Origin of the sequence: Streptomyces sp. NPDC059695, from assembly GCF_042733785.1 — a bacterium.
Taxonomy (GTDB): domain Bacteria; phylum Actinomycetota; class Actinomycetes; order Streptomycetales; family Streptomycetaceae; genus Streptomyces.
In genome coordinates this window covers 1-21,161 of sequence record NZ_JBHWFF010000040.1, presented here as the reverse complement: position 1 = coordinate 21,161, position 21,161 = coordinate 1, and the positions used below count along the sequence as shown (strand labels likewise).

General features: G+C 71.8%; 22 protein-coding genes and 1 pseudogene. 14 read left to right on the top strand and 9 right to left on the bottom strand.

Annotation, left to right across the window (positions count from 1 at the left end):
• Nucleotide 1 precedes the first annotated feature (1 nt).
• Nucleotides 2-859 carry an ABC transporter substrate-binding protein gene (locus ACFV2S_RS32955; RefSeq protein ID WP_385567751.1) on the bottom strand — a complete coding sequence of 286 codons (858 nt, stop codon included), beginning with the start codon at nucleotides 857-859 and terminating at the stop codon, nucleotides 2-4.
• Between the two features lie 253 nt (nucleotides 860-1,112).
• Here ACFV2S_RS32955 and ACFV2S_RS32950 point away from each other — a divergent pair, with 253 nt between their 5' ends.
• The 3 genes from ACFV2S_RS32950 to ACFV2S_RS32940 all read left to right on the top strand — a co-directional run bounded on the left by ACFV2S_RS32950 (nucleotide 1,113) and on the right by ACFV2S_RS32940 (nucleotide 2,841).
• A complete protein-coding gene (locus tag ACFV2S_RS32950; protein WP_385567746.1) occupies nucleotides 1,113-1,361 on the top strand; it encodes a hypothetical protein in 249 nt (82 codons plus the stop codon).
• 80 nt (nucleotides 1,362-1,441) lie between these two features.
• Nucleotides 1,442-2,308, top strand: coding sequence for a DUF6597 domain-containing transcriptional factor (locus ACFV2S_RS32945; protein WP_385567741.1), 867 nt, complete (start codon nucleotides 1,442-1,444; stop codon nucleotides 2,306-2,308).
• A 14-nt stretch (nucleotides 2,309-2,322) separates the two neighbouring features.
• The gene (locus tag ACFV2S_RS32940; RefSeq protein WP_385567737.1) at nucleotides 2,323-2,841 is read left to right on the top strand and encodes a GNAT family N-acetyltransferase; all 519 of its coding nucleotides are present in this window, start codon (nucleotides 2,323-2,325) and stop codon (nucleotides 2,839-2,841) included.
• On the opposite strand, the gene ACFV2S_RS32935 is transcribed toward ACFV2S_RS32940, so the two are convergent.
• Nucleotides 2,838-3,284, bottom strand: a complete 447-nt coding sequence (locus ACFV2S_RS32935) for a GNAT family N-acetyltransferase (RefSeq protein WP_385567734.1) — start codon at nucleotides 3,282-3,284, stop codon at nucleotides 2,838-2,840. The genes ACFV2S_RS32940 and ACFV2S_RS32935 overlap by 4 nt on opposite strands.
• A gap of 111 nt (nucleotides 3,285-3,395) precedes the next feature.
• Here ACFV2S_RS32935 and ACFV2S_RS32930 point away from each other — a divergent pair, with 111 nt between their 5' ends.
• Together ACFV2S_RS32930 and ACFV2S_RS32925 are read left to right on the top strand one after the other, a co-directional pair.
• Nucleotides 3,396-4,268 (top strand): NAD(P)H-binding protein, encoded by an 873-nt coding sequence (locus ACFV2S_RS32930; RefSeq protein ID WP_385567731.1) that lies wholly within the window; start codon nucleotides 3,396-3,398, stop codon nucleotides 4,266-4,268.
• 47 nt (nucleotides 4,269-4,315) lie between these two features.
• A complete protein-coding gene (locus tag ACFV2S_RS32925) occupies nucleotides 4,316-5,056 on the top strand; it encodes a Mut7-C RNAse domain-containing protein (RefSeq protein ID WP_385567728.1) in 741 nt (246 codons plus the stop codon).
• 24 nt (nucleotides 5,057-5,080) lie between these two features.
• On the opposite strand, the gene ACFV2S_RS32920 is transcribed toward ACFV2S_RS32925, so the two are convergent.
• Together ACFV2S_RS32920 and ACFV2S_RS32915 are read right to left on the bottom strand one after the other, a co-directional pair.
• Nucleotides 5,081-5,566: a MarR family winged helix-turn-helix transcriptional regulator gene (locus tag ACFV2S_RS32920; RefSeq protein ID WP_385567723.1), complete on the bottom strand. Its 486-nt coding sequence runs from the start codon at nucleotides 5,564-5,566 to the stop codon at nucleotides 5,081-5,083.
• A 55-nt stretch (nucleotides 5,567-5,621) separates the two neighbouring features.
• Nucleotides 5,622-6,182: a TetR family transcriptional regulator gene (locus ACFV2S_RS32915; protein WP_383786811.1), complete on the bottom strand. Its 561-nt coding sequence runs from the start codon at nucleotides 6,180-6,182 to the stop codon at nucleotides 5,622-5,624.
• 115 nt (nucleotides 6,183-6,297) lie between these two features.
• On the opposite strand from ACFV2S_RS32915, the gene ACFV2S_RS32910 reads away from it, so the two are divergent.
• Nucleotides 6,298-7,713, top strand: coding sequence for an FAD-dependent oxidoreductase (locus ACFV2S_RS32910; protein WP_385567717.1), 1,416 nt, complete (start codon nucleotides 6,298-6,300; stop codon nucleotides 7,711-7,713).
• Nucleotides 7,714-7,734: 21 nt separating this feature from the next.
• Here ACFV2S_RS32910 and ACFV2S_RS32905 read toward each other — a convergent pair whose 3' ends face one another.
• A complete protein-coding gene (locus ACFV2S_RS32905) occupies nucleotides 7,735-8,067 on the bottom strand; it encodes a hypothetical protein (protein WP_385567713.1) in 333 nt (110 codons plus the stop codon).
• A gap of 225 nt (nucleotides 8,068-8,292) precedes the next feature.
• Between ACFV2S_RS32905 and ACFV2S_RS32900 the strand changes: the two are divergent.
• The 3 genes and pseudogenes from ACFV2S_RS32900 to ACFV2S_RS32890 all read left to right on the top strand — a co-directional run.
• Nucleotides 8,293-8,622: pseudogene (locus ACFV2S_RS32900) on the top strand (YnfA family protein); the annotation flags it as partial.
• A 71-nt stretch (nucleotides 8,623-8,693) separates the two neighbouring features.
• A complete protein-coding gene (locus tag ACFV2S_RS32895; protein WP_385567709.1) occupies nucleotides 8,694-9,458 on the top strand; it encodes an SDR family NAD(P)-dependent oxidoreductase in 765 nt (254 codons plus the stop codon).
• Nucleotides 9,459-9,599: 141 nt separating this feature from the next.
• Complete coding sequence (locus ACFV2S_RS32890) at nucleotides 9,600-10,460, top strand: hypothetical protein (protein WP_385567705.1); 861 nt, start codon at nucleotides 9,600-9,602, stop codon at nucleotides 10,458-10,460.
• Between the two features lie 55 nt (nucleotides 10,461-10,515).
• On the opposite strand, the gene ACFV2S_RS32885 is transcribed toward ACFV2S_RS32890, so the two are convergent.
• Nucleotides 10,516-11,709, bottom strand: a complete 1,194-nt coding sequence (locus ACFV2S_RS32885; RefSeq protein ID WP_385567701.1) for an RtcB family protein — start codon at nucleotides 11,707-11,709, stop codon at nucleotides 10,516-10,518.
• Between the two features lie 174 nt (nucleotides 11,710-11,883).
• On the opposite strand from ACFV2S_RS32885, the gene ACFV2S_RS32880 reads away from it, so the two are divergent.
• The 3 genes from ACFV2S_RS32880 to ACFV2S_RS32870 all read left to right on the top strand — a co-directional run bounded on the left by ACFV2S_RS32880 (nucleotide 11,884) and on the right by ACFV2S_RS32870 (nucleotide 15,033).
• Complete coding sequence (locus ACFV2S_RS32880) at nucleotides 11,884-12,810, top strand: DUF3558 domain-containing protein (protein ID WP_385567697.1); 927 nt, start codon at nucleotides 11,884-11,886, stop codon at nucleotides 12,808-12,810.
• Between the two features lie 81 nt (nucleotides 12,811-12,891).
• Entirely contained in the window at nucleotides 12,892-13,635 is a 744-nt protein-coding gene (locus ACFV2S_RS32875) for a DUF3558 domain-containing protein (protein WP_385567693.1), read from the top strand.
• Nucleotides 13,636-13,755: 120 nt separating this feature from the next.
• Nucleotides 13,756-15,033: a DUF2637 domain-containing protein gene (locus tag ACFV2S_RS32870; protein WP_385567688.1), complete on the top strand. Its 1,278-nt coding sequence runs from the start codon at nucleotides 13,756-13,758 to the stop codon at nucleotides 15,031-15,033.
• A 77-nt stretch (nucleotides 15,034-15,110) separates the two neighbouring features.
• Here ACFV2S_RS32870 and lysS read toward each other — a convergent pair whose 3' ends face one another.
• The gene (gene lysS, locus ACFV2S_RS32865; RefSeq protein ID WP_385567684.1) at nucleotides 15,111-16,835 is read right to left on the bottom strand and encodes a lysine--tRNA ligase; all 1,725 of its coding nucleotides are present in this window, start codon (nucleotides 16,833-16,835) and stop codon (nucleotides 15,111-15,113) included.
• 173 nt (nucleotides 16,836-17,008) lie between these two features.
• Here lysS and argS point away from each other — a divergent pair, with 173 nt between their 5' ends.
• Entirely contained in the window at nucleotides 17,009-18,769 is a 1,761-nt protein-coding gene (gene argS / locus ACFV2S_RS32860) for an arginine--tRNA ligase (protein ID WP_385567680.1), read from the top strand.
• Between the two features lie 51 nt (nucleotides 18,770-18,820).
• On the opposite strand, the gene ACFV2S_RS32855 is transcribed toward argS, so the two are convergent.
• On the bottom strand, nucleotides 18,821-19,090 hold the full coding sequence (locus ACFV2S_RS32855) for a DUF1876 domain-containing protein (RefSeq protein WP_382864132.1): 270 nt from the start codon (nucleotides 19,088-19,090) through the stop codon (nucleotides 18,821-18,823).
• 115 nt (nucleotides 19,091-19,205) lie between these two features.
• Between ACFV2S_RS32855 and ACFV2S_RS32850 the strand changes: the two genes are divergently transcribed.
• A complete protein-coding gene (locus ACFV2S_RS32850) occupies nucleotides 19,206-19,973 on the top strand; it encodes a DUF4253 domain-containing protein (RefSeq protein WP_385567677.1) in 768 nt (255 codons plus the stop codon).
• Here the strand turns inward: ACFV2S_RS32850 and hemB are convergent.
• Nucleotides 19,970-20,974: a porphobilinogen synthase gene (gene hemB, locus ACFV2S_RS32845; protein WP_385567674.1), complete on the bottom strand. Its 1,005-nt coding sequence runs from the start codon at nucleotides 20,972-20,974 to the stop codon at nucleotides 19,970-19,972. The two genes, ACFV2S_RS32850 and hemB, sit on opposite strands and share 4 nt — an antisense overlap.
• Nucleotides 20,975-21,161: the final 187 nt, after the last annotated feature.

Below are 21,161 nucleotides of genomic sequence, written 5' to 3'. Positions count from 1 at the left end.
GTCAGCTCCGCTCCACCCGCGCTTCCGCCAGCGCTTCCGCGAGGACGCGGAAGAAGCGGGCGTACGCGGCGGGACTGGGCGGGGTCTCGGGGTTCCACGGGGTCAGGCTCACCCCGGAGGGGAGCTCGTACGGCGGGGTCGCGTGCTCCCGCTCGTCGAAGAGGACCAGGCCGGGCCGGAGTCCGGCGGCTCCGGCCCAGTCCCCGGTGAGCCAGTTGGCGCCGGGCCCGGGACCGGGGTCGAGCAGCCGCACACCGAGGCCGGCGAGGTGCGCCAGCTCGGGCCAGGCGGCCGGGCGGGCCAGGTGCACCTGCTCGGGACCCGCCCCGGAGAGCGCCAGGACGGCGGGCCCGGACCGGGCGGCGGCGACGTCCCGGAGCGCCGCCTCCGCGGCGGTCAGCTCCGGGTCCGAGGCCGCCCGCACCGGCTCCGCGCCGAGGCTCGCGGCCAGCGCGGCGAAGCGGTCGAGGATCGCCGGAAGGGTGAGCTCGTTGCCGACGGAGAGCGCGGCGAGCGGGACCCCCAGCCGCTCGGCGACGGCCTCGTCGAGCGCGTACGGGCTCTTGCCGTCGTAGGTCACGTCGACGATCAGATCCGGGCGCACCTCCCGCAGCGCCCCCTCGTCCAGGGCCCGGCCCGGTCCGAGGTACGGCACCCCGGCCGCCGCGAGAGCGCCCGCCTTCGCCGGGTCGAGGGCGCCGCCGTCGTGCCCGGAGCCGTACACGGCGACCGGTGTCACCCCCAGGTCGAGCAGCGCCGCCCCCGCCCGCACGTACGCGGCCACCCGCGGCGGCACGCGGTCCGCCCCCAGCTCCGTGCCCCTGTCGTCCGTGAATCCCCACGCCTGCGATCCGGACATGCGGCTGCTCCTCCCCGGCCGGAATCTCCCTCGCCCGTCACCTTGGAACGGTTCCCCGGCCCGCACAAGAGGGCCTCCCGGGGTGACCGCGGCGGGGGGACCTCGGTCCCGGCCCCCCTGCCGAAAGTCCCCCGGGGTGGTGTTAACTGAACAGGTCGGGAGGAAACAGCAGAAACCGTCGGTGCCGTCGTGCCCGCGCGCCACCTGCCGGGGCGCGGGGGACCCGGGCGGCCCTCACGCTCTGGAGTGAGCCATGTCCGTGCCCGGCCCGTTCTCCGATCCCCGTGTGATCACCCTCTTCGGCCTGCTCGCCGTCTCCACGGTGGCCTGGCTGACGCTGAGCCTGCGCGCCCGCGGCCGGACCCGCCGCGATCCGGCCGGCACCCCGCTGGAGCGCGTCTGGCACCCGCAGGAGTCGGTGCCGCTGACCCCCGCGGAGGAGCACGCCTTCGGCCAGGTCGTCTCCCGGCTCACCCCGGGCCCGGCGGGCCGGCTGCGCTGACGGCACCGCCTAGGGGGTGTCTTGCCGCCAGACGCCGCGAGCCCGGCCTGATCGGCAAGACACCCCCTAGCATCCTGGCCATGCCCACTTCAGCTCCCCAGCCCCGCCGGGACACCCGGGGCATCGTCGACCCCGCCGAGCTGCTCTCCCGGGTCCGCTTCCGCCGGCACGTCCCGGCGCCCGAGCTGCGGCCGTACCTGGAGCACTACTGGCTGATCGACTGGGAGCTGCCGCAGCCGTACGCGAGCCACCTCGTCCCGCACCCCTCGGTGAACGTCGTCTTCCAGCGGTACGGGGCACTGGGCGCCCCCGCGGCGGAGGCGAGCGCGTCGGCCGAGGTGTCGGGGGTCGGGCTCGGCCTGTTCACGCAGAAGCTGTCGGACGCGGGCCGGGTCTGCGGCGTGCAGTTCCGCCCCGGCGGTTTCCGGCCCTTCGCGCCCGCGTGGCCGGTGTCGGAGTGGACGGGCCGCCGGGTGCCGCTGGCGGAGGTCTTCCCGGAGGCGCTCCACGGAGCCCCCGACACGGACTCCCTGACCGCCGTGCTCTCCCCCGACGAGGACCACGCGCGCGTGGCGGCGCTCGACGCCTTCCTCCTGGCCCGGGGCCCGGCACCCGACCCGGCCGCCGCGCAGACCATGGAGCTGGTGGACCTGATCCGCTCGGACCGCTCGGTCCGCAAGGTGTCCCGGCTGGCCGCCGCGAGCGGCCTGTCGGCGCGCTCGCTGCAGCGCCTGTTCGCGGGGCACGTGGGCGTGGGGCCGAAGTGGGTGATCCTGCGCTACCGGATCCACGAGGCCCTGGAGCGCGCCGAGGCCGCGGGCGCCCCGGACTGGGCCGCGCTCGCCGGGGACCTCGGCTACAGCGACCAGGCCCATCTCGTACGGGACTTCACGGCGACGATCGGGGTGTCGCCGACCGCGTACGCCCGCGCGGTGTCAGTGCCCTGACCTACCGTACGGACATGACCGACGACACGGCACGGGTACGCCTCGAACCCTGGTCCGAGACGGACGCGGCCCTGCTGCGCGCCCTGAACGCCCCGGAGTTGATGGACCATCTCGGCGGCCCCGAGACCGAGGAGCAGCTCGACCGGAGGCACCGGCGGTACGTGGACCTGAGCGCCGACGAGACGGGTGCGGGCCGCATGTTCCGGATCGTGCTGCTGCCGGAGGAGGCCGTGGTGGGCAGCATCGGCTTCTGGGCGCAGACCTGGGACGGCGAGCCGGTGTACGAGACGGGGTGGGCGGTGCTGCCCGGTTTCCAGGGCCGGGGCCTGGCGACGTCCGCCACGCGCGCGGTGGTCGCCGAGGCCCGGGCCGCGGGGCGGCGGCGCCACCTGCACGCGTTCCCGTCCGCGGGGAACGCCGCGTCGAACGCGGTGTGCCGCAAGGCCGGGTTCGAGCTGCGCGGCGAGCGGGACTTCGAGTACCCGCCGGGGCACCCGATGCGCTGCAACGACTGGCGGATCGACCTCGGCTAGCCGGCGTCCGGCGCGGTGAGCGGCCGGGTGAAGTGGAAGGCCACGATGTCGAAGCGCTCACGCAGGTAGAAGCGGTGGGCGCCGGTGCGGTGGGTGCCGGAGTCCAGGTTGAGCTCGTGGCAGCCGGCCGCGCGGGCGTGCTCCTCCAGGTGGGCGACGAGCGCGTGTCCGACGCCGGTGGAGCGCTCGGCGGCGGCGGTCACCAGGTCGTCGACGTAGAGATTGCGCAGGGAGCTGGTGTTGACGACGATCCGCCAGCCGGCCGCGCCGACGCAGCGCCCGTCGTCCGTGTAGGCGGCGCTGAACCGCAGCCCCTGCGGATGGCCCGCCTCGTGGACCTCGCGGAAGAGCTCCGGGGTGAGGTGGGGGCGGAGCTCGGAGAGGACCGGCAGCAGGTCGTCCTCCAGCCGGGGGTCGCCGGGGGCGAGGTCGATGATCTTCATGCCGGGACGGTACCCCAGGTTTTTTCAGGGTTGACGGGCGTGGCACGGTCACGGATATTTATCTGCACAGCGCAGATGATGCACAGCGCAGGAACTATGAAGGGATTCCCCATGACCGTTCTCGTCACCGGAAGCCGTGGCCGCGTCGCCACCACCCTGCTCGGCCTGCTCGACGCCGCGGGCGTCGAGACCAGGGCCGGATCCAAGAACCCCGACGACCTCTCCCCACCCCCGGACGTGGCCGCGGTCCGCTGCGACCTCGCCGATCCGGACACCTTCGACACCGCCCTGGAAGGCGTCGACTCCGTCTTCCTCTACGCCGAGGCCGCGCACGCCGGCACCTTCTCCGAGCGGGCCCGCGCCGCGGGCGTCGCGCACATCGCCCTGCTCTCCTCCAGCTCCGTCCTCGCCCCGGACGCCGCCGGGAACGCGATCGCGGCCTCGCACCTCGCGGCCGAGCGCGCCCTGTCGGCCGCCGCGGAGTCGGGCGCCTTCGAGGCCACCGTCCTCCAGCCCGGCGCCTTCGCCACGAACGCCCTGCAGTGGGCGTGGCCGCTCGGGGAGGGGCACGGACCGGCCCTGCCGTACCCGCACGCGCACGGCGACCCGATCCACGAGCTCGACGTCGCCGAGGCCGCCTTCGCGGTCCTCACCGAACCCCGGCTGCGCGGCTCCTCGTACCTGCTGACCGGCCCCGAGTCGCTGGACTTCACCGAGCAGCTGGCGATCGTGGCCGAGGTGACGGGCCGGCCGGCGCCGTACACGGCCGTCACGCCCGAGGAGTGGAAGGCGTCGGTCACCCCGTTCATGCCGGAACCCTTCGCGGACTCCCTGCTCGCCTACTGGTCCTCGCGGAACGGCCGCCCGGCCCCGCTGACGCACACGGTCGAGACCCTGACGGGCCACCCGGCCCGCACCTTCAGGACGTGGGTCGAAGACCACGCGGAGGCCTTCGCCCCGCGACCCGTCGCGGGCAGCCGCTAGGAGGCAATTCCCTGGCCGACACCGGACCGCGGTGCCATGCTGACCCCGTGAACGGACCGGAGATCCAGATCAGCTTCGCCCCCGGCCTGCACCTCTTCGTCTCGGCGGAGCGGCGCAAGGGCCCCACCCCCCTGACCACCGACGGCACCTCGTCCCTGGGACACGTCGTGGAGTCACTGGGCGTGCCCCTCACCGAGGCCGGCCGGCTGCTGGTGGACGGCCGCCCCGCCGACGCCTCGCACGTGCCGGGCGCCGGTGAGAGCGTCGAGGTGGAGGGAGTCGTCCGGCCGCAGCAGGTGCCGGGCGGCGCCCCGCTCCGGTTCCTGCTCGACGTGCACCTCGGCACACTGGCCCGGCGGCTGCGCCTGCTCGGCGTGGACGCGGCGTACGAGAGCGAGGACATCGGCGACCCCGCCCTGGCCGCGCTCTCCGCGCGGGAACAGCGCGTGATGCTCTCCCGGGACCGCGGCCTGCTGCGCCGCCGCGAGCTGTGGGCGGGCGCCTACGTCTACAGCGACCGCCCGGACGACCAGCTCCGCGACGTACTGGAGCGGTTCGCGCCGACGCTGGCGCCCTGGACCCGCTGCACGGCGTGCAACGGAGAGCTGAGCGACGCCGCCAAGGACGCCGTGCGCGAGCGGCTGGAGCAGGGCACCGAGAAGACGTACGACGTGTTCGCGCAGTGCGTGGAGTGCGGCAGGGTCTACTGGCGCGGCGCCCACCACGCGCGCCTGGAGGCGATCGTCTCCGACGCGGTGCGGGAGTTCGGAGGGGCCGCGGCCCGCTGAGGAGCGGCCACGGCCCGGCCGGGATCAGCCGAGATCGCCCCCGCGCAGGCGCTCGATCTGCGCGGCGCTGACCTCGACGGTGCGCCGCATGTGGGCGATGAGCAGGGCGACCTCGGCGTCGCTGTACACGTCGAACATCGTGCCCCAGGTGCTGTTGAGCTTCCGCCAGAGGTCGCCGAGCTCGGCGGTCCGCCGGGGGACGAGCGCGACGAGGACCCGGCGCCGGTCCTCCGAGTCGCGCTCGCGGGTCACGTAGCCGGAGCGTTCGAGCCGGTCGACGAGCCGGGTCGCGGAGCCGGTGGTGAGCCCGGTCAGTTCGGCGACCCGCCCGGTGGTCACGGGGCCCTCCTCCAGGCTGAGGAGGTTCAGGCACTGCACGTCGGTCGGGTGGAGACCGAGGTGGTCGGCGACGGCCTGGTTGAACAGGGCGTAGGCGGCCATGTAGCGGCGGGCCTCCCCGTACAACTCGGTCATGAGCGCCTCGCGCCGGCCGGAACTCTTCTGCGTCATGCAGAGATCGTACGGTCCGGGCACCGCCGGGTCACGACGCCGCAGGGGCCCGCGCTCACGGCGCCTCGGCGGTCAGGTACCGCTGCACGGTCGGCCCCAGCCAGGCCACGACCTCCTCGGTGGACATCTCGACGACCGGCGGCAGTCGCAGCACATAGCGGGTGAGCGCCATGCCGAGGATCTGCGAGGCGACGAGCCCGGCCCGGCGCGGTGCGTCCTCCGGGTCGGGGCAGACGCCCCGGGTGACCGGGCCGAGCTGGCGGGTGAAGATCTCCCGCATGCGCGCGGCCCCGGCCTCGTTGGTGACGCCCACGCGGAGCATCGCGGTGAGGACCTCGTCGCTCTCCCAGCGCTCCAGGAAGTGGGTGACGAGGACCGCCCCGACGTGCCGCGCGGGCAGGCCACCCAGCTCGGGCAGGCCGATCTCGACCTCGGAGGCGGCGGCGAAGAGCCCCTCCTTGTTGCCGTAGTAGCGCATCACCATCGACGGGTCGATCCCCGCGTCGCGGGCGATGGCCCGGATGGTGGCGCGCTCGTACCCGTCGGAGGCGAAGCGCTCGCGGGCGGCCTCCAGGATGGCGGCCCGGGTGGCGTCGGAGCGGCGGACGGTCGTCATGTCAACAACTGTAGGCCAACGGGTGTTGACACGCCATCGGGGCCCGCCCTAACGTTGCCAACAAGCGTTGACCAACAACCGTTGGCAAACGGTCGTGGGCACCCTGGAGGCAGCCATGAGCACCACGGACACGGACGTACTCGTCATCGGCGCGGGCCCCACCGGCCTCCTGCTCGCCGGAGACCTCGCCACCGCCGGCATCGACGTCACCCTCGTCGAACGCCGCCCGGCCACCCTCGGCAACATGACCCGCGCCTTCGGAGTCCACGCCCGCACCCTGGAGCAGCTCGACGCCCGCGGCCTCGCGGACGAACTCCTCACCACCGGCACCACCCTGACCACGGCCCGGCTCTTCGGCCACCTGGACCTGGACCTGACCCGGCTGCCCACCCGCTTCAACCACCTGCTCGTCACCCCGCAGTACGAGGTCGAGCGCCTCCTGGAGCGCCGGGCAGCCGCCGCGGGCGTCACCTTCCGCCACGAGACCGAGCTGACCGGACTGCACCAGGACACCGACGGCGTCACCGCGCGGCTCACCGGCCCCGACGGCACCCCCCTCACCCTCCGCGCCCGCTACCTGGTCGGCACGGACGGCGTCCGCAGCTCCGTCCGCACCGCCCTCGGCCTGCCCTTCCCCGGCCGCTCCGTCATCCGCTCGATCGTCCTCGCCGACGTACGCCTGGCCGAGGAACCCACCGACGCGTTCAGCGTCAGCGGCTCCGGAGACACCTTCGCCTTCCTCGCCCCCTTCGGCGACGGCTGGTACCGGGTCATGGGCTGGACCCGCACCCGCCAGGTCGCCGACACCGAGCCCGTCGACCTCGACGAGGTCCGCGAGATCGCCCGCCGCGCCCTCGGCACCGACTACGGCATGCACGACCCCCGCTGGATCTCCCGCTTCCACAGCGACGAGCGCCAGGCCCCCGCCTACCGCGTCGGCCGGGCCTTCCTCGCCGGAGACGCCGCCCACGTCCACTCCCCCGCCGGCGGCCAGGGCATGAACACCGGCCTCCAGGACGCCGCCAACCTCTCCTGGAAGCTCACCGCCGTACTCCGCGGCGAGGCGCCCGACCCCGAAGGCCTCCTCGACAGCTACCAGTCCGAGCGCCACCCCGTCGGCGCCATGGTGCTCCGCAGCAGCGGCACGATCGTCCGCCTCGCGATGGCCCACACGCCGCTCACCCGCGCGGCCCGCTCCCTCGCCGTCCGCGTCCTGAACGCCACCCGGCCCGCCTCCGCCCGCGCCCTCGGCATGATCAGCGGCATCGGCATCTCCTACCCGCCCGCACCGGACACCGGCCGCCCCTCGGGCCGCCGCGCACCCGACCTCCCCCTGCGCGAAGGCCGCCTCTACGAGCAGCTCCGCCGGGGCGAGTTCGTCCTGATCGCCCCGGAGGGAGCGGCCCCGGCCCTGCCGACGGCCGCCCCCGTCAGCCCCCGGCACCTCGTCCGGGCCACCTGGACCGACCCCGCGAAGAAGGCGGTGGTCCTGGTCCGCCCGGACGGATACGTCCAGTGGGCGAAGAACTGACCGACGGCCCGGAGGACGGGCTCAGAAGACGTACGGATCCCCCGTGGCGAGCACCAGCACACGATGCCGGTCGTTCCCCCGGTTCAGGTCGGCCACCCCGTCCCGCCAGGCCGTGGTGACCTCGACCGTCATCTCCTCCGGAAAGGCCGCGGTCCGCAGGTCGAGCACCAGCTCACCGGCACCCCCCACCGCCCGGAGCGCACCCGTCCGGCAGGACACCACCCGGTCACTGCTCCACAGACAGGCGGGCGGCAGCTCCGGGCCACCCGCCATCGGCACGGAGAAGGCCAGCCGGACCGTGGCCTGGGAGACGTCCGACGGCCCGTGGTTCTCGCTGACCAGCCAGACGCCCACCCTCCCGTCCCACAGGGAGACATGCCCGTGATGGGAAAGATCCGCCTCGGCCCCGGCCGCCGGCCCCACGGCACCGGCACTCCCACCCGCACCCGTCACGACCACGGCCGCGAGAGCGACCCCGAGCACACCCTTCCGCAATCCACGCATAGGCACAAAGTAACCACAATCGGTCACATATTCTGACAAGCCCTCGGCCCGCGTGTCCCATGGCAGGCTGCCCCCATGTCGAACGCCCGCTCCATCGCCCTCTTCGCCCTCGCCGCCCTCTTCGAGATCGGCGGCGCCTGGCTCGTCTGGCAGGGCGTCCGCGAGCACCGCGGCTGGATCTGGATCGGCGCCGGAGTCGTCGCCCTCGGCGTCTACGGCTTCGTCGCCACCCTCCAGCCCGACGCCGAGTTCGGCCGCGTCCTCGCCGCCTACGGCGGCGTCTTCGTCGCCGGCTCCCTCGCCTGGGGCATGGCGGCCGACGGCTACCGCCCCGACCGCTGGGACGTCATCGGCGCCCTCGTCTGCCTCGCCGGCATGGCCGTGATCATGTACGCCCCGCGCGGCCGCTGGCCACCCCCCGCCTATCCTGGCCGGGCGATCGACCCGCAATCGACCACATGCGCGAGGAGCACGTCATGACTGCCGCCGGCACCCCCATCGCCGTCATCACCGGAGCGAGCAGCGGAATCGGCGCCGCCACCGCCCGGCAACTGGCCGCCGCCGGCTACCGCGTGGTCCTCACCGCCCGCCGCAAGGACCGCATCGAGGCCCTCGCCGCCGAGATCAACGAAGCCGGCCACCAGGCCACCGCCTACGCCCTCGACGTCACCGACCGGGCCGCCGTCGACGAGTTCGCCACCGCTTTCCGCACCCTCGCCGTCCTCGTCAACAACGCCGGCGGCGCCCTCGGAGCCGACCCCGTCGCCACCGGCGACCCCGAGGACTGGCGCCGGATGTACGAGGTGAACGTCCTCGGCACGCTCCACGTCACCCAGGCCCTGCTCCCCGCCCTCACGGCGAGCGGCGACGGCACGGTGGTCGTCCTCTCCTCCACCGCGGGCCACTCCACCTACGAGGGCGGCGGCGGCTACGTCGCCGCCAAGAACGGCGCCCGCGTCCTCGCCGAGACCCTCCGCCTGGAGATCGTCGGCACCCCGGTCCGGGTCATCGAGATCGCCCCCGGCATGGTGAAGACGGACGAGTTCGCCACGACCCGCTTCGGCGGCGACACGGAGAAGGCGGCCAAGGTCTACGCGGGCGTGGCCGAACCCCTCACGGCCGACGACGTCGCCGACACGATCACCTGGGCCTGCACCCGCCCCCCGCACGTGAACATCGACCTCCTGGTCGTCCGCCCCCGAGCCCAGGCCTCCAACACCAAGGTCCACCGCGAGCTCTGACACGTCCGGGTGAAGCGTCTGGATCACCCGTACAGAACCCGAAAACCCGACCTAACGTCGAAGACAACTCCATACAGAACGGCCCTCGGCAGGGATTGCAGTCCCGGCCGAGGGCCTCACCAGAAGGAAGAGCACCTTCCCATGGCTGAACAAGACCCTAACGCGCCCGCGCTGTTCGACGTCGGCACCCTGGCGCCCACGTTCATGAACCTGGAGATCCCCGAGTACGCCTACATGTTCGGCTTCATCCAGGCCGACGGGCACCTCAACGAACGGACACGCAACCGGGGCAGTCTGACCGTCGAGCTCAACGCGCGGGACATCCACATCCTCCACGACTTCCAGCGCCTGACCCCGTACAACAGCAGCATCACCGAACGCACGAGGTCCACGAACTTCTCGGCGAGCCACCACTCAGCCGTCTGGTCCCTGAGCACGCTGGAAGCACGCACGATTCTGAACCGGCTCGGTCTGCCGTACGGGAAGAAGTCGAAGAAGATCACACCCCCTCGGGTGGACTTCTCCCGCCGTGACTACGTCCGCGGCGTGATCGACGCGGACGGATCCGTCGGCTTCACCGGCCAAGGACTCCCCTTCGTCTCCCTCACCACGGCGAGTACGGCCATCGGCGCGTACCTGTGCCACTACGCGAAGAAGGTCACCGGCGCCGAGCGCCAGATCAAGCGGAACGCTCGGGACGGGATCTACAACGTCCTCTACACGAAGGAAGCGGCCCTCCAGCCGGCCGCGCACCTCTACTACCCCGGCTGCCTCGCCCTGGAGCGCAAGAAGGTCAAGGCGGCCGCGATCCAGGCCTGGGTACGGCCGGCGGACATGAAGATCGCACCACCTCGCCGACGGTGGTCCCCGGCAGACGACCGCGAGCTGCTACGACTCGGCGACCCGGCCGCCGCCGCCATCGCGCTCGACCGAACCGAGCAGAGCTGCTTCATGCGCCTCTGGCGGCTCCGCACCGGCCGGACGCCCATGCCCAGCAGGTAGCCCTGGGCAGGACACGGCGATGGGGTGCCGCTTCACCGGCGCGCCATCGCCGTCCTCAGCCCTTCACGCAGATGAACTGCTTCAGCTTGGCGACCACCTCAACGAGGTCTCGCTGCTGCTCCATGACCTGCTCGATCGGCTTGTACGCCCCCGGGATCTCGTCCACGACGCCCGAGTCCTTACGGCACTCGACGCCCCGCGTCTGCTCTTCCAGATCCCGCACCGTGAAGCGCCGCTTCGCCGCGCTCCTGCTCATGCGCCGCCCCGCGCCGTGCGACGCGGAGTTGAACGCCTTCTCGTTGCCGAGCCCCTTCACGATGTACGAGCTGGTGCCCATCGAACCGGGGATGATCCCGAAGTCACCACTGCCGGCGCGGATCGCGCCCTTCCGCGTGACCAGCAGGTCCATGCCCTCGTACCGCTCCTCCGCCACGTAGTTGTGATGGCAAGAGATCTCGGTCCCGAAGGCCACCTTCGCCTTCCGGAACTCCCGGCGAACGACTTCCTTCAGGAGGGCCATCATGATCGCGCGGTTGTACTTCGCGTACTCCTGCGCCCAGTACAGATCGTTCCTGTAGTCCGCCATCTGCGGGGTGTCCGAGACGAACACGGCCAGGTCGCGGTCGACCAGCCCCTGGTTGTGGGGCAGCTGCTGAGCCACTCCGATGTGGTGCTCGGCCAGCTCCTTGCCGATGTTGCGGGATCCGGAGTGCAGCATCAGCCAGACCGAGCCCGACTCATCGAGACAGACTTCGACCATGTGGTTGCCACTTCCGAGCGTTCCCATCTGCTGACCCGCTCGTTCGCGACGGAACTTGACTGATTCCGCCACCCCGTCGAACCGCGACCAGAAGTCCTCCCAGCCCGCCGTCGGGAACTGGTACAGCCGCTTCGGGTCCACCGCCTCGCGGTGCAGGCCCCGGCCCACCGGGATCGCCTGCTCGATCTTCGAGCGCAGCCGGGACAGGTCGCCCGGCAGGTCGTTCGCCGTCAGGGACGTCTTCACCGCCGACATGCCGCAGCCGATGTCCACGCCGACCGCCGCCGGACACACGGCCCCCTGCATCGCGATCACCGAACCGACCGTCGCGCCCTTGCCGTAGTGCACGTCCGGCATCACGGCCAGGCCCTTGATCCACGGCAGCGTCGCCACGTTCTGCAGCTGCTGCATGGCACCGCCCTCCACCGAGGCGGGGTCGGCCCACATCCTGATCGGCACTTTCGCGCCGGGTACCTCTACGTACGACATACTTCCTCGATTCCCCCGAAAAGTCTGATAACGCAAAAACCGGAGCCAAAGCCCGTACAGGTGACAGCGGACCGGCATCAACGGCTGCGTGTGCGATAGACATTGTGTCCACCGGCCGAGTTCTCGCGGCAAACAGTTTTCGGGAAAGACTTCGGGTGAAGGGAGCCTGGGACCGTGCAGCGAAAGAGGTACGCACCCGGTCGCACCGGGTCCACGGCTCGTACCGCCGTAGCCCTCGCGCTCGGCCTCGGCCTGGGGGCCGGGCTCACCGCCTGCTCCTCCGGCGCCCCCGCCGACGACGTCGCGGTCGACGCCAAGGCCGGCCCGGCCGTCACCGTCGCGCCCCCCGGCCGCTACCGCACCCTCTTCGAGCCCTGCGGCGCCGTGCCGCAGGCCACCCTCAGGGACCTGCTCCCGGGCGCCTCCGAGCTGCCCGACCCGGAGCGCGACAAGGCGTACCGGGGCGTCGCGGCCGTCACGTACGACACCGACCGGCGCGTCGGCTGCACGTGGAAGGCCGACACCCCCGACGCCTCGCACTGGGTCTCGCTCGACGTCGAGCGGGTCGTGTCGTACGACGCGGCCGTCAGCGACGCCGACCGGGCGCAGGAGGTGTACGTCCGCAAGCAGCTGGCCGTGGGCATCCCGGTGCCGCCCACGGCCCCGCCCACCCCCTCGGACACCCCTCCGGGCACCCCGACGGGCGCCCCCTCGGGGACACCGTCCGGGGCGGCGACGGGGGCCGCTTCGGGGGCGCCCTCCGCCACCGGTTCGCCGGCCGCGACGGCCCCCCTCGCGGGCAAGGCCCCGGCGACGGGGTCCCCCTCCGCCACGGCCACCCCGACCCCTGCCACGACGGGCCTGGAGCCGCGCGTCCTCGAAGGCCTCGGGGACATCGCGTACATCGACGACGTGCTCAGCACGGTCGGTGCGAGCGGTCATCAGCGCGCCGTGAGCGTGGTGTTCCGCACATCGAACGTCATCGTGACGGTGTCCTACCGGGAGCAGACGTCGGGCTCCGTCGATGCCCCGGACAGCGCGGAACTGCAGGAAAAGGCCCGGAATCTGGCCCGTCGGCTCGCTGACCGGCTGGAGGAGTAGCGGTGCGCATCCGCTCCGTGAGCGGACGGCGACCACGTAACGTGTCGGCGTACTCGTGGCCGACCAGCGACTGAAGGAACCATGCAGCGATCAGCTCCGCGAACGCGACTCACCCGCATACTCGCCTGCGCCGCCGTCCCGGTGATGCTCGTCGCCGCGGGCTGCTCCTCGGACTCCGGCGACTCCGGGAAGAAGGAGGGGCAGGGTCAGGACAAGACGTCCGCGTCGGCGTCCGTGACTCCTTCGCCGTCGCAGTCGACGAAGACGGTCGATCCGCCGAGGTTCGCGAAGCTGCCCGAGGTGTGCAAGTCGATCTCGGCGAAGACGACGGCGTCCCTGGTGCCCAAGGCGAAGACGAAGAACGGCACGCCCGCCGCGTCGAGCGACCTGACCAGCCGGGGCGGCTGCTCGTGGAACGGTCTCGAGGACAAGGGCGTGAAGGGCTCGCAGTACCGCTGGCTGGACGTGTCCTTCTACCGGTACGACTCCGACGCGGCGCTCGGCAGCGGCCAGGACCGCGCGCACGAGAACCTGGCGAAGGAGCTCGCCAAGATCGAGGAGACGCCGGGCGCGAAGAAGCTGAAGACGGTGTCGTCCACGGGTGTCGGCGACGAGGCGAAGACGGTCACGTACCAGCTGCGCAAGACGGACGAGGACTTCGTGTACACGTCGATCGTGGCGCGTACGGGCAACGTGCTGGTGCTGCTGTCGTACAACGGCGCCGGTTACGCGGGTGCCGAGACGCCGTCGGAGAAGACGGTGACGGACGGCGCGGTGAAGGCGGCCAAGGAGGCCGTCGCGGCGGTCGCGGCGGCCAACAAGTAGTCACAAACCAGCACGAAGTGGCACGTTCGCACGGAGCCCGTCCCTCCCCCGAGGGCCGGGCTCCGCACGCGTGTGCCACTCTGTGCGCGCCGGATGTCCAATGACGGGAGGGGATCGCGGGTGGCCGCGATGCAGCTGACACGCACACACCGAATACTCATAGGCCTCGTCATCGGCGGTGCGCTGATCATCGCGGGGATCGGTTTCGCGGGTTCGTACGCCGCCGTGCGCGAGCTCGCCCTGCAGAAGGGCTTCGGCACCTTCTCGTACTTCTTCCCGATCGGCATCGACGCGGGCATCTGTGTACTGCTCGCCCTGGACCTGCTGCTGACGTGGCTGCGGATCCCGTTCCCGCTGCTGCGCCAGACGGCGTGGGTGCTGACGGCCGCGACGATCGCGTTCAACGGTGCGGCGGCGTGGCCGGATCCGCTGGGTGTGGGGATGCACGCGGTGATCCCGGTGCTGTTCGTGGTGGCCGTGGAGGCCGCGCGGCATGCGGTGGGCCGGATCGCGGACATCACGGCGGACAAGCACATGGAGGGCGTCCGGATCACCCGTTGGCTGCTCTCGCCGGTGCCGACGTTCCGGCTGTGGCGGCGGATGAAGCTGTGGGAGCTGCGGTCGTACGAGCAGGTCATCAAGCTGGAGCAGGAGCGGCTGATCTATCAGGCCCGGCTGCAGGCGCGCTTCGGGCGTGGCTGGCGGCGGAAGGCGCCGGTGGAGGCGCTGATGCCGCTGCGGCTGGCGCGGTACGGGGTGCCGCTGGCGGAGACGGCGGCGGCGGGTCTGGCGGCGGCGGGGATCGAGCCGGCGGTGCTTCCTCCGGAGCCGGAGGCGGGTGCGCAGCCGGTCGCGTTGGCGCAGGCCCAGCCGGCGGCGTTGCCGGCGCAGGTCCCGGCGCAGCCGCAGCCGCAGGCGCAGGTGCCGCAGCAGGCGCAGGCTCAGGGGGTTCCCGGAGGTCCCGTGGCGCCCGGGGCCCCGGCGGGGCCGGTGAACCACGAGAGTCACTGGTTCGACGCCTCGCAGGTGTCTCCGGAGTCGTACGAGGGCAGCTACAACCCGCAGATCGTGGAGGGCCTGGAGCCCATGCCGGTCCCGGTGCCGCAGGGTCCGGAGGATGTTCCGCCGGCGGGTCCGGAGGAGTTCGTGGAGTACCCGGAGTACGTGGAGCGGCCGGAGCCTCGGGCGGACGAGTTCGAGGACGTCGTGTACAAGGTCATGGGTTCGTACGTGATGGAGCACGAGCGGTTCCCGGCCGAGGCCGAGCTGGCACGTCTGGTGGCCGAGCAGTACGGCCTTCCGGAGTTCCCGGAGTCCGAGATCGAGCTGCTGCGGCAGACGGTGCCCGCGGCGCAGGAGCGGGTGCAGCAGGCGAGGGCCGACGTGGACACCCCGTAGGTGCGTGAAGCAGGTGCGAGAAAGGGCCGCCACCCGGATCCGGGTGGCGGCCCTTTCGTCGTGGCCGGTCAGGCCGGTCAGGCGCCGAGGAGCTTCCTGACCCGCTCCGCGCCGACGGCGAGGAGGAGGGTGGGCAGGCGCGGGCCGGTCTCGCGGCTGACGAGGAGCTTGTAAAGCAGGGCGAAGAACGCGCGCTGCGCGAGCTTCAGCTCCGGTGTCGGCTTGGCTTCGGCGTCGAGGCCGGCCATGAGCTTCGGGACGCCGTAGACGAGGGTGGTGAGCCCGTCGAGCGACCAGTGGGTGTCGAGGCCCTCCAGGAGCAGGCGGAGGGACTCGCGGCCCTCGTCGTCCAGGGAGCCGAGGAGCTCGGTGTCGGGCTCCTCGCGGACGATGGTGCGCTGGTCGGCCGGGACCTGGTTGGTGATCCAGTTCTCGGCGCGGTCCAGGCGCGGGCGGACCTCGTCGAGGGAGGCCACCGGGTTCTCGGGGTCGAGCTCGGTGAGGATCCGGAGGGTCTGCTCGTCGTGTCCGGCCGTGATGTCCATGACCGAGGCCAGGGTGCGGTACGGCAGGGGGCGCGGGGTGCGGGGCAGCTCGCCGGCGGCCGTGCGGGCGGCGCGGGAGTGGGCGGCGGCGTCGGCGGGCAGGACGGTGCCGTCGGCGACCTTGGCCTCCAGCTTGTCCCACTCGTCGTAGAGCCGCTGGATCTCCTGGTCGAAGGCGATCTTGAAGGACTGGTTCGGCTTGCGGCGGGCGTACAGCCAGCGCAGCAGCGGGGCCTCCATGATCTTCAGCGCGTCGGCGGCCGTGGGCACGCCGCCGCGCGAGGAGGACATCTTGGCCATGCCGCTGATGCCGACGAAGGCGTACATGGGGCCGATGGGCTGGACGCCGTCGAAGATCTCGCGGACGATCTGGCCGCCGACGACGAAGGAGGAGCCGGGCGAGGAGTGGTCGACGCCGGAGGGCTCGAAGATGACGCCCTCGTAGGCCCAGCGCATGGGCCAGTCGACCTTCCACACCAGCTTGCCGCGGTTGAACTCGCTGAGCTTGACGGTCTCGGCGAAGCCGCAGTTCGCGCAGGTGTAGGCGAGCTCGGTGGTGTCGTCGTCGTACGAGGTGACGGTGGTCAGGTCCTTCTCGCACTGCCCGCAGTAGGGCTTGTACGGGAAGTAGCCCGAGGTGCCGCCGGAGCCGTCGTCCTCGGCGGCCGCGCCGGAGCCCTCCTCGGCCTCCAGCTCGGCCTCGTCGACGGGCTTCTGGGACTGCTTCTTCGGCGCCTTCTTCGTCCGGTACTGGTCGAGGATGGCGTCGATGTCGCCGCGGTGCCGCATCGCGTGCAGGATCTGCTCGCGGTAGGTGCCGGCGGTGTACTGCTCGGTCTGGCTGATCGGGTCGTACTCGACGCCGAGCTCGGCGAGCGACTCGACCATGGCGGCCTTGAAGTGCTCGGCCCAGTTCGGGTGGGGCGAGCCGGCCGGGGCCGGGACGGAGGTCAACGGCTTGCCGATGTGCTCGGCCCAGGACGCGTCGATGCCCTCGATGCCGTTCGGCACCTTGCGGTAGCGGTCGTAGTCGTCCCAGGAGATGAGGTGCCTGACCTCGTGTCCGCGGCGGCGGATCTCGTCGGCGACCAGGTGCGGGGTCATGACCTCGCGGAGGTTGCCGAGGTGGATCGGGCCGGACGGGGAGAGGCCTGAGGCGACGACGACCGGTTTGCCAGGCGCACGTCGCTCCGACTCGGCGATGACCTCGTCCGCGAAACGGGAGACCCAGTCGGTCTCGGTGCTGCTCTGAGCCACGGTCGGTACGTCCTTCTTCCTGAGAGGTTCTGCCTGACAGCCCTGCGACAACCATTCTCCCAGACGGAACAACACTCTCCGAGGTTGTCCACAGGCGGGGAAATCACGTTGCGCTCCCATGGGACACTTGACAAGCGAATTAGACCTGACGGACTCAACAGGAACGGAAGCTCATGGCCTCGGTCCCTTCCCTCGCTTCTACCGTGCAGCAGCGCCTCGCGGACGGCCTCTCGGCGGCTCTGCCGGACGCCGCGTCCGCCGACCCGCTGCTGCGACGAAGCGACCGGGCCGACTTCCAGGCCAACGGCATCCTGGCTCTGGCCAAGCAGCTCAAGGGCAATCCGCGTGAGCTGGCGACGAAGGTCGTCGAGGCGATCCCGGCCAACGACGTCCTGAAGGAGATCGAGGTCTCGGGCCCCGGCTTCCTGAACATCACGGTGACGGACGCGGCGATCATCGACACCCTCGCGGCCCGTGCCGCGGACGCGCGTCTCGGCGTGCCGTTCAACGCGTCGGCGGGCACGACGGTCATCGACTACGCGCAGCCGAACGTGGCGAAGGAGATGCACGTCGGTCACCTGCGGTCCGCGGTGATCGGCGCGGCGATGGTGGAGATCCTGGAGTTCACCGGTGAGACGGTGGTCCGGCGGCACCACATCGGCGACTGGGGCACCCAGTTCGGCATGCTGATCCAGTTCCTGATCGAGCACCCGCACGAGCTGGACCACTCCTCGGGGGCCGAGGTCTCCGGTGAGGAGGCCATGTCGAACCTCAACCGGCTGTACAAGGCCTCGCGTGCGCTGTTCGACTCCGACGAGGAGTTCAAGACACGGGCGCGTGCCCGGGTCGTGGACCTCCAGGCGGGTGACGAGGAGACCCTGGCGCTGTGGCAGCGGTTCGTCGACGAGTCGAAGATCTACTTCTACTCGGTCTTCGACAAGCTGGACATGGACATCCGGGACGGCGACGTGGTCGGCGAGTCCGGGTACAACGACATGCTGGTGGAGACCTGCCGGATCCTGGAGGAGTCGGGCGTCGCGGTCCGTTCCGAGGGCGCGCTGTGCGTGTTCTTCGACGACGTGAAGGGCCCGGACGGCAACCCGACGCCGCTGATCGTGCAGAAGTCCGACGGCGGCTTCGGCTACGCGGCGACGGACCTCTCGGCGATCCGTGACCGGGTGCGGAACCTGAAGGCGACGTCCCTGCTGTACGTGGTGGACGCCCGTCAGTCGCTGCACTTCAAGATGGTCTTCGAGACGGCCCGCCGGGCGGGCTGGCTGAACGACGAGGTGAAGGCCGTCCAGCTGGCCTTCGGCACGGTCCTGGGCAAGGACGGCAAGCCGTTCAAGACCCGCGAGGGCGAGACGGTGCGGCTGGTGGATCTGCTGGACGAGGCGATCGACCGCGCCTCGACCGTGGTCCGCGAGAAGGCGCAGGACCTCGACGAGGCGGAGATCGCCGAGCGTGGTGCGCAGGTGGGCATCGGCGCGGTGAAGTACGCGGACCTGTCGACCTCGGCGGCCCGTGACTACAAGTTCGACCTGGACCAGATGGTGTCGCTGAACGGCGACACCTCCGTGTACCTGCAGTACGCGTACGCGCGGATCCAGTCGATCCTCCGCAAGGCGGGCGACGCGAAGCCGGCCGCGCACCGGGAGCTGGACCTCGCGCCGTCGGAGCGGGCGCTCGGTCTGCACCTGGACGGTTTCGGCGAGCTGATCGCCGAGACGGCCGCGGAGTACGCGCCGCACAAGCTCGCGGCGTACCTGTACCAGCTGGCCTCGCACTACACGACGTTCTACTCGGAGTGCCCGGTTCTGAAGGCGGACAGCCCGCAGCAGGTCGAGAACCGTCTCTTCCTCTGCGACCTGACCGCCCGCACGCTCCACCAGGGCATGGCCCTGCTGGGCATCCGGACGCCCGAGCGCCTCTGAGGCCTCGAAGACGAAGCCCCCGGTACGGATCGTGCCGGGGGCTTCGTCGTGTCAGCGGATGGCGTGCGAGGTCCGGCCGGACACCTCGTCGATCTCCTTGTGGGCCTTCTGCAGCAGCTGCGAGGCGAGGTCCATCAGGGCACGCGCTCCGGCGATCTCCTCGCCCACGCGGAGCTGGTCCGGGTCGGAGGGGTGCCGGTTCGCGGTGCCGTGGGCCCGGAACTCGGTGCCGTCGGTGAGCCGGACCATGGCCGCGGCCCGCGTCCGGTCACCCTCCTCCTGGAACTCCATCTCCACATGCCATCCGACAAGCGTGTTCATCATGAGGACCACCTCCACCGAGGTACCTGTCGGCTACTTCTCCAGGGTGCGCCGTACGGTGCGCCCCCACCACTCGCCCCGGGCCGTTGTCAGTGGTGCCCCGTAGGTTCCCGTCATGGCGATGATCCCGAACCAGCTGCCCAGGCTCGTGTCCGATCCGACCGGCCGTGCCTTCGGCCTCGACCTGCCTCCCGGGGCGCTCACGGGGCCGGCGGACGACCCGTACCTCTGGTCGGGGCACGGTCCGGCGGGTCCGGCGGCCTGGAGTGCGCTGCGCCCGGCGGCGCGGACGGCGGGGCTGCTGCCGGTCCTGCTGGGCGGTGACTGGGGCCTGGACCGGTGGGAGCTGGAGCCGGAGCGGATGAGCGACCCGGCAGATCATGACGCCGAGGAGGTGCTGGCCGGGTTCTGGGGGTACGGCACGGCCGGGGGCGCGTGGCCGGGTCTGGCTCCGTCGCAGCCGTGGGACACGGATCCCGACCGGGCGGCGGAGACGGTCGCGGAGATGCTGACGGAGCCGGGCTTCTGGCTTGCGGACGCGCGTCCGGCCCTCGTCCCGGCGCGGCGCAGCGCCGACATACCGGCGGTGATCGGCTGGAGCGGGCCGCTGAACCACGAGAACGACGTGGCGCGGCTGTGCGCGGTGCTGCGCTCGTGGGAGGACCGTTTCGGCGCCCGGGTCGTGGCGCTCACCTTCGACCAGCTGGTGGTGTCGGTGGCGGCACCGCCCCGGACTCCGGAGGAGGCCGAGGCGGTGGCGGCGGAGCACTTCGCGTTCTGCCCGGACGCCCTCACGCAGGGGAGCCGCGACGCCGCCACCCTGGGCGACTACGCCCGGAAGGCCGTACGGGACACCCCGGTGTGGACCTTCTGGTGGGACTAGCGCCGGCCGGCGGACAGGTTGCGCGCGGCCTCGGTGGCCCAGTAGGTGAGGATCATCCCGGCGCCGGCGCGACGGATGCCGGTGAGGGTCTCCAGGATCGCCTTGTCGCGGTCGATCCAGCCCTTCTCGGCGGCGGCCTCGACCATCGAGTACTCGCCGCTGATCTGGTAGGCGGCGACGGGCACGTCGACCGATTCGGCGACCTTGGCGAGCACGTCGAGGTACGGCCCTGCGGGCTTCACCATCACCATGTCGGCGCCCTCCTCCAGGTCGAGGGCGAGCTCGCGGAGGGACTCGCGGAGGTTGGCGGGGTCCTGCTGGTAGGTCTTGCGGTCGCCCTTGAGGGAGGAGCCGACGGCCTCGCGGAAGGGGCCGTAGAAGGCGGAGGAGTACTTCGCGGTGTACGCGAGGATCGACACGTCCTCCTTGCCGATGGTGTCCAGGGCGTCCCGGACGACCCCGACCTGCCCGTCCATCATCCCGGAGGGGCCGACGACGTGGACGCCGGCGTCGGCCTGGACCTGGGCCATCTCGGCGTAACGTTCCAGCGTGGCGTCGTTGTCGACGCGGCCTTCGGAGTCCAGGACGCCGCAGTGGCCGTGGTCGGTGAACTCGTCGAGGCACAGGTCCGACATGATGACGAGGTCGTCGCCGACCTCGGCCTTCACGTCCCGGATGGCGACCTGGAGGATCCCGTCGGGGTCGGTCCCGGCCGTCCCGGCGCCGTCCTTCTTGTCGTCCTCGGGGACGCCGAAGAGCATGATCCCGGAGACCCCGGCCTCCAGCGCCTCCACGGCGGCCTTCCGCAGCGTGTCGCGCGTGTGCTGGACGACGCCGGGCATGGCCCGGATCGGCACGGGCTCGGTGATCCCCTCGCGCACGAACGCGGGCAGGATCAGGTCGGCGGGATGCAGCCGGGTCTCGGCCACCATCCGGCGCATGGCAGGTGTCGTCCGCAGCCGCCGCGGGCGGGCCCCGGGAAAGGATCCGTACGAGTTCATAAACCGAGGCTACGCCCGCACGTGCGATGCCCTTACAGACACGTTGTGGGCATACGCCCCACCCCCACGGGCCCACCCCTCACGGGCCCGCACCCCGCCCGTTGTGGGCAATCGTTCCGCTGGGGCGATGGGGGTCCCCCCTGCTCGAGCGAAGCCGAGAGCTTGGGGGAGGGTGGGCACAACGGAA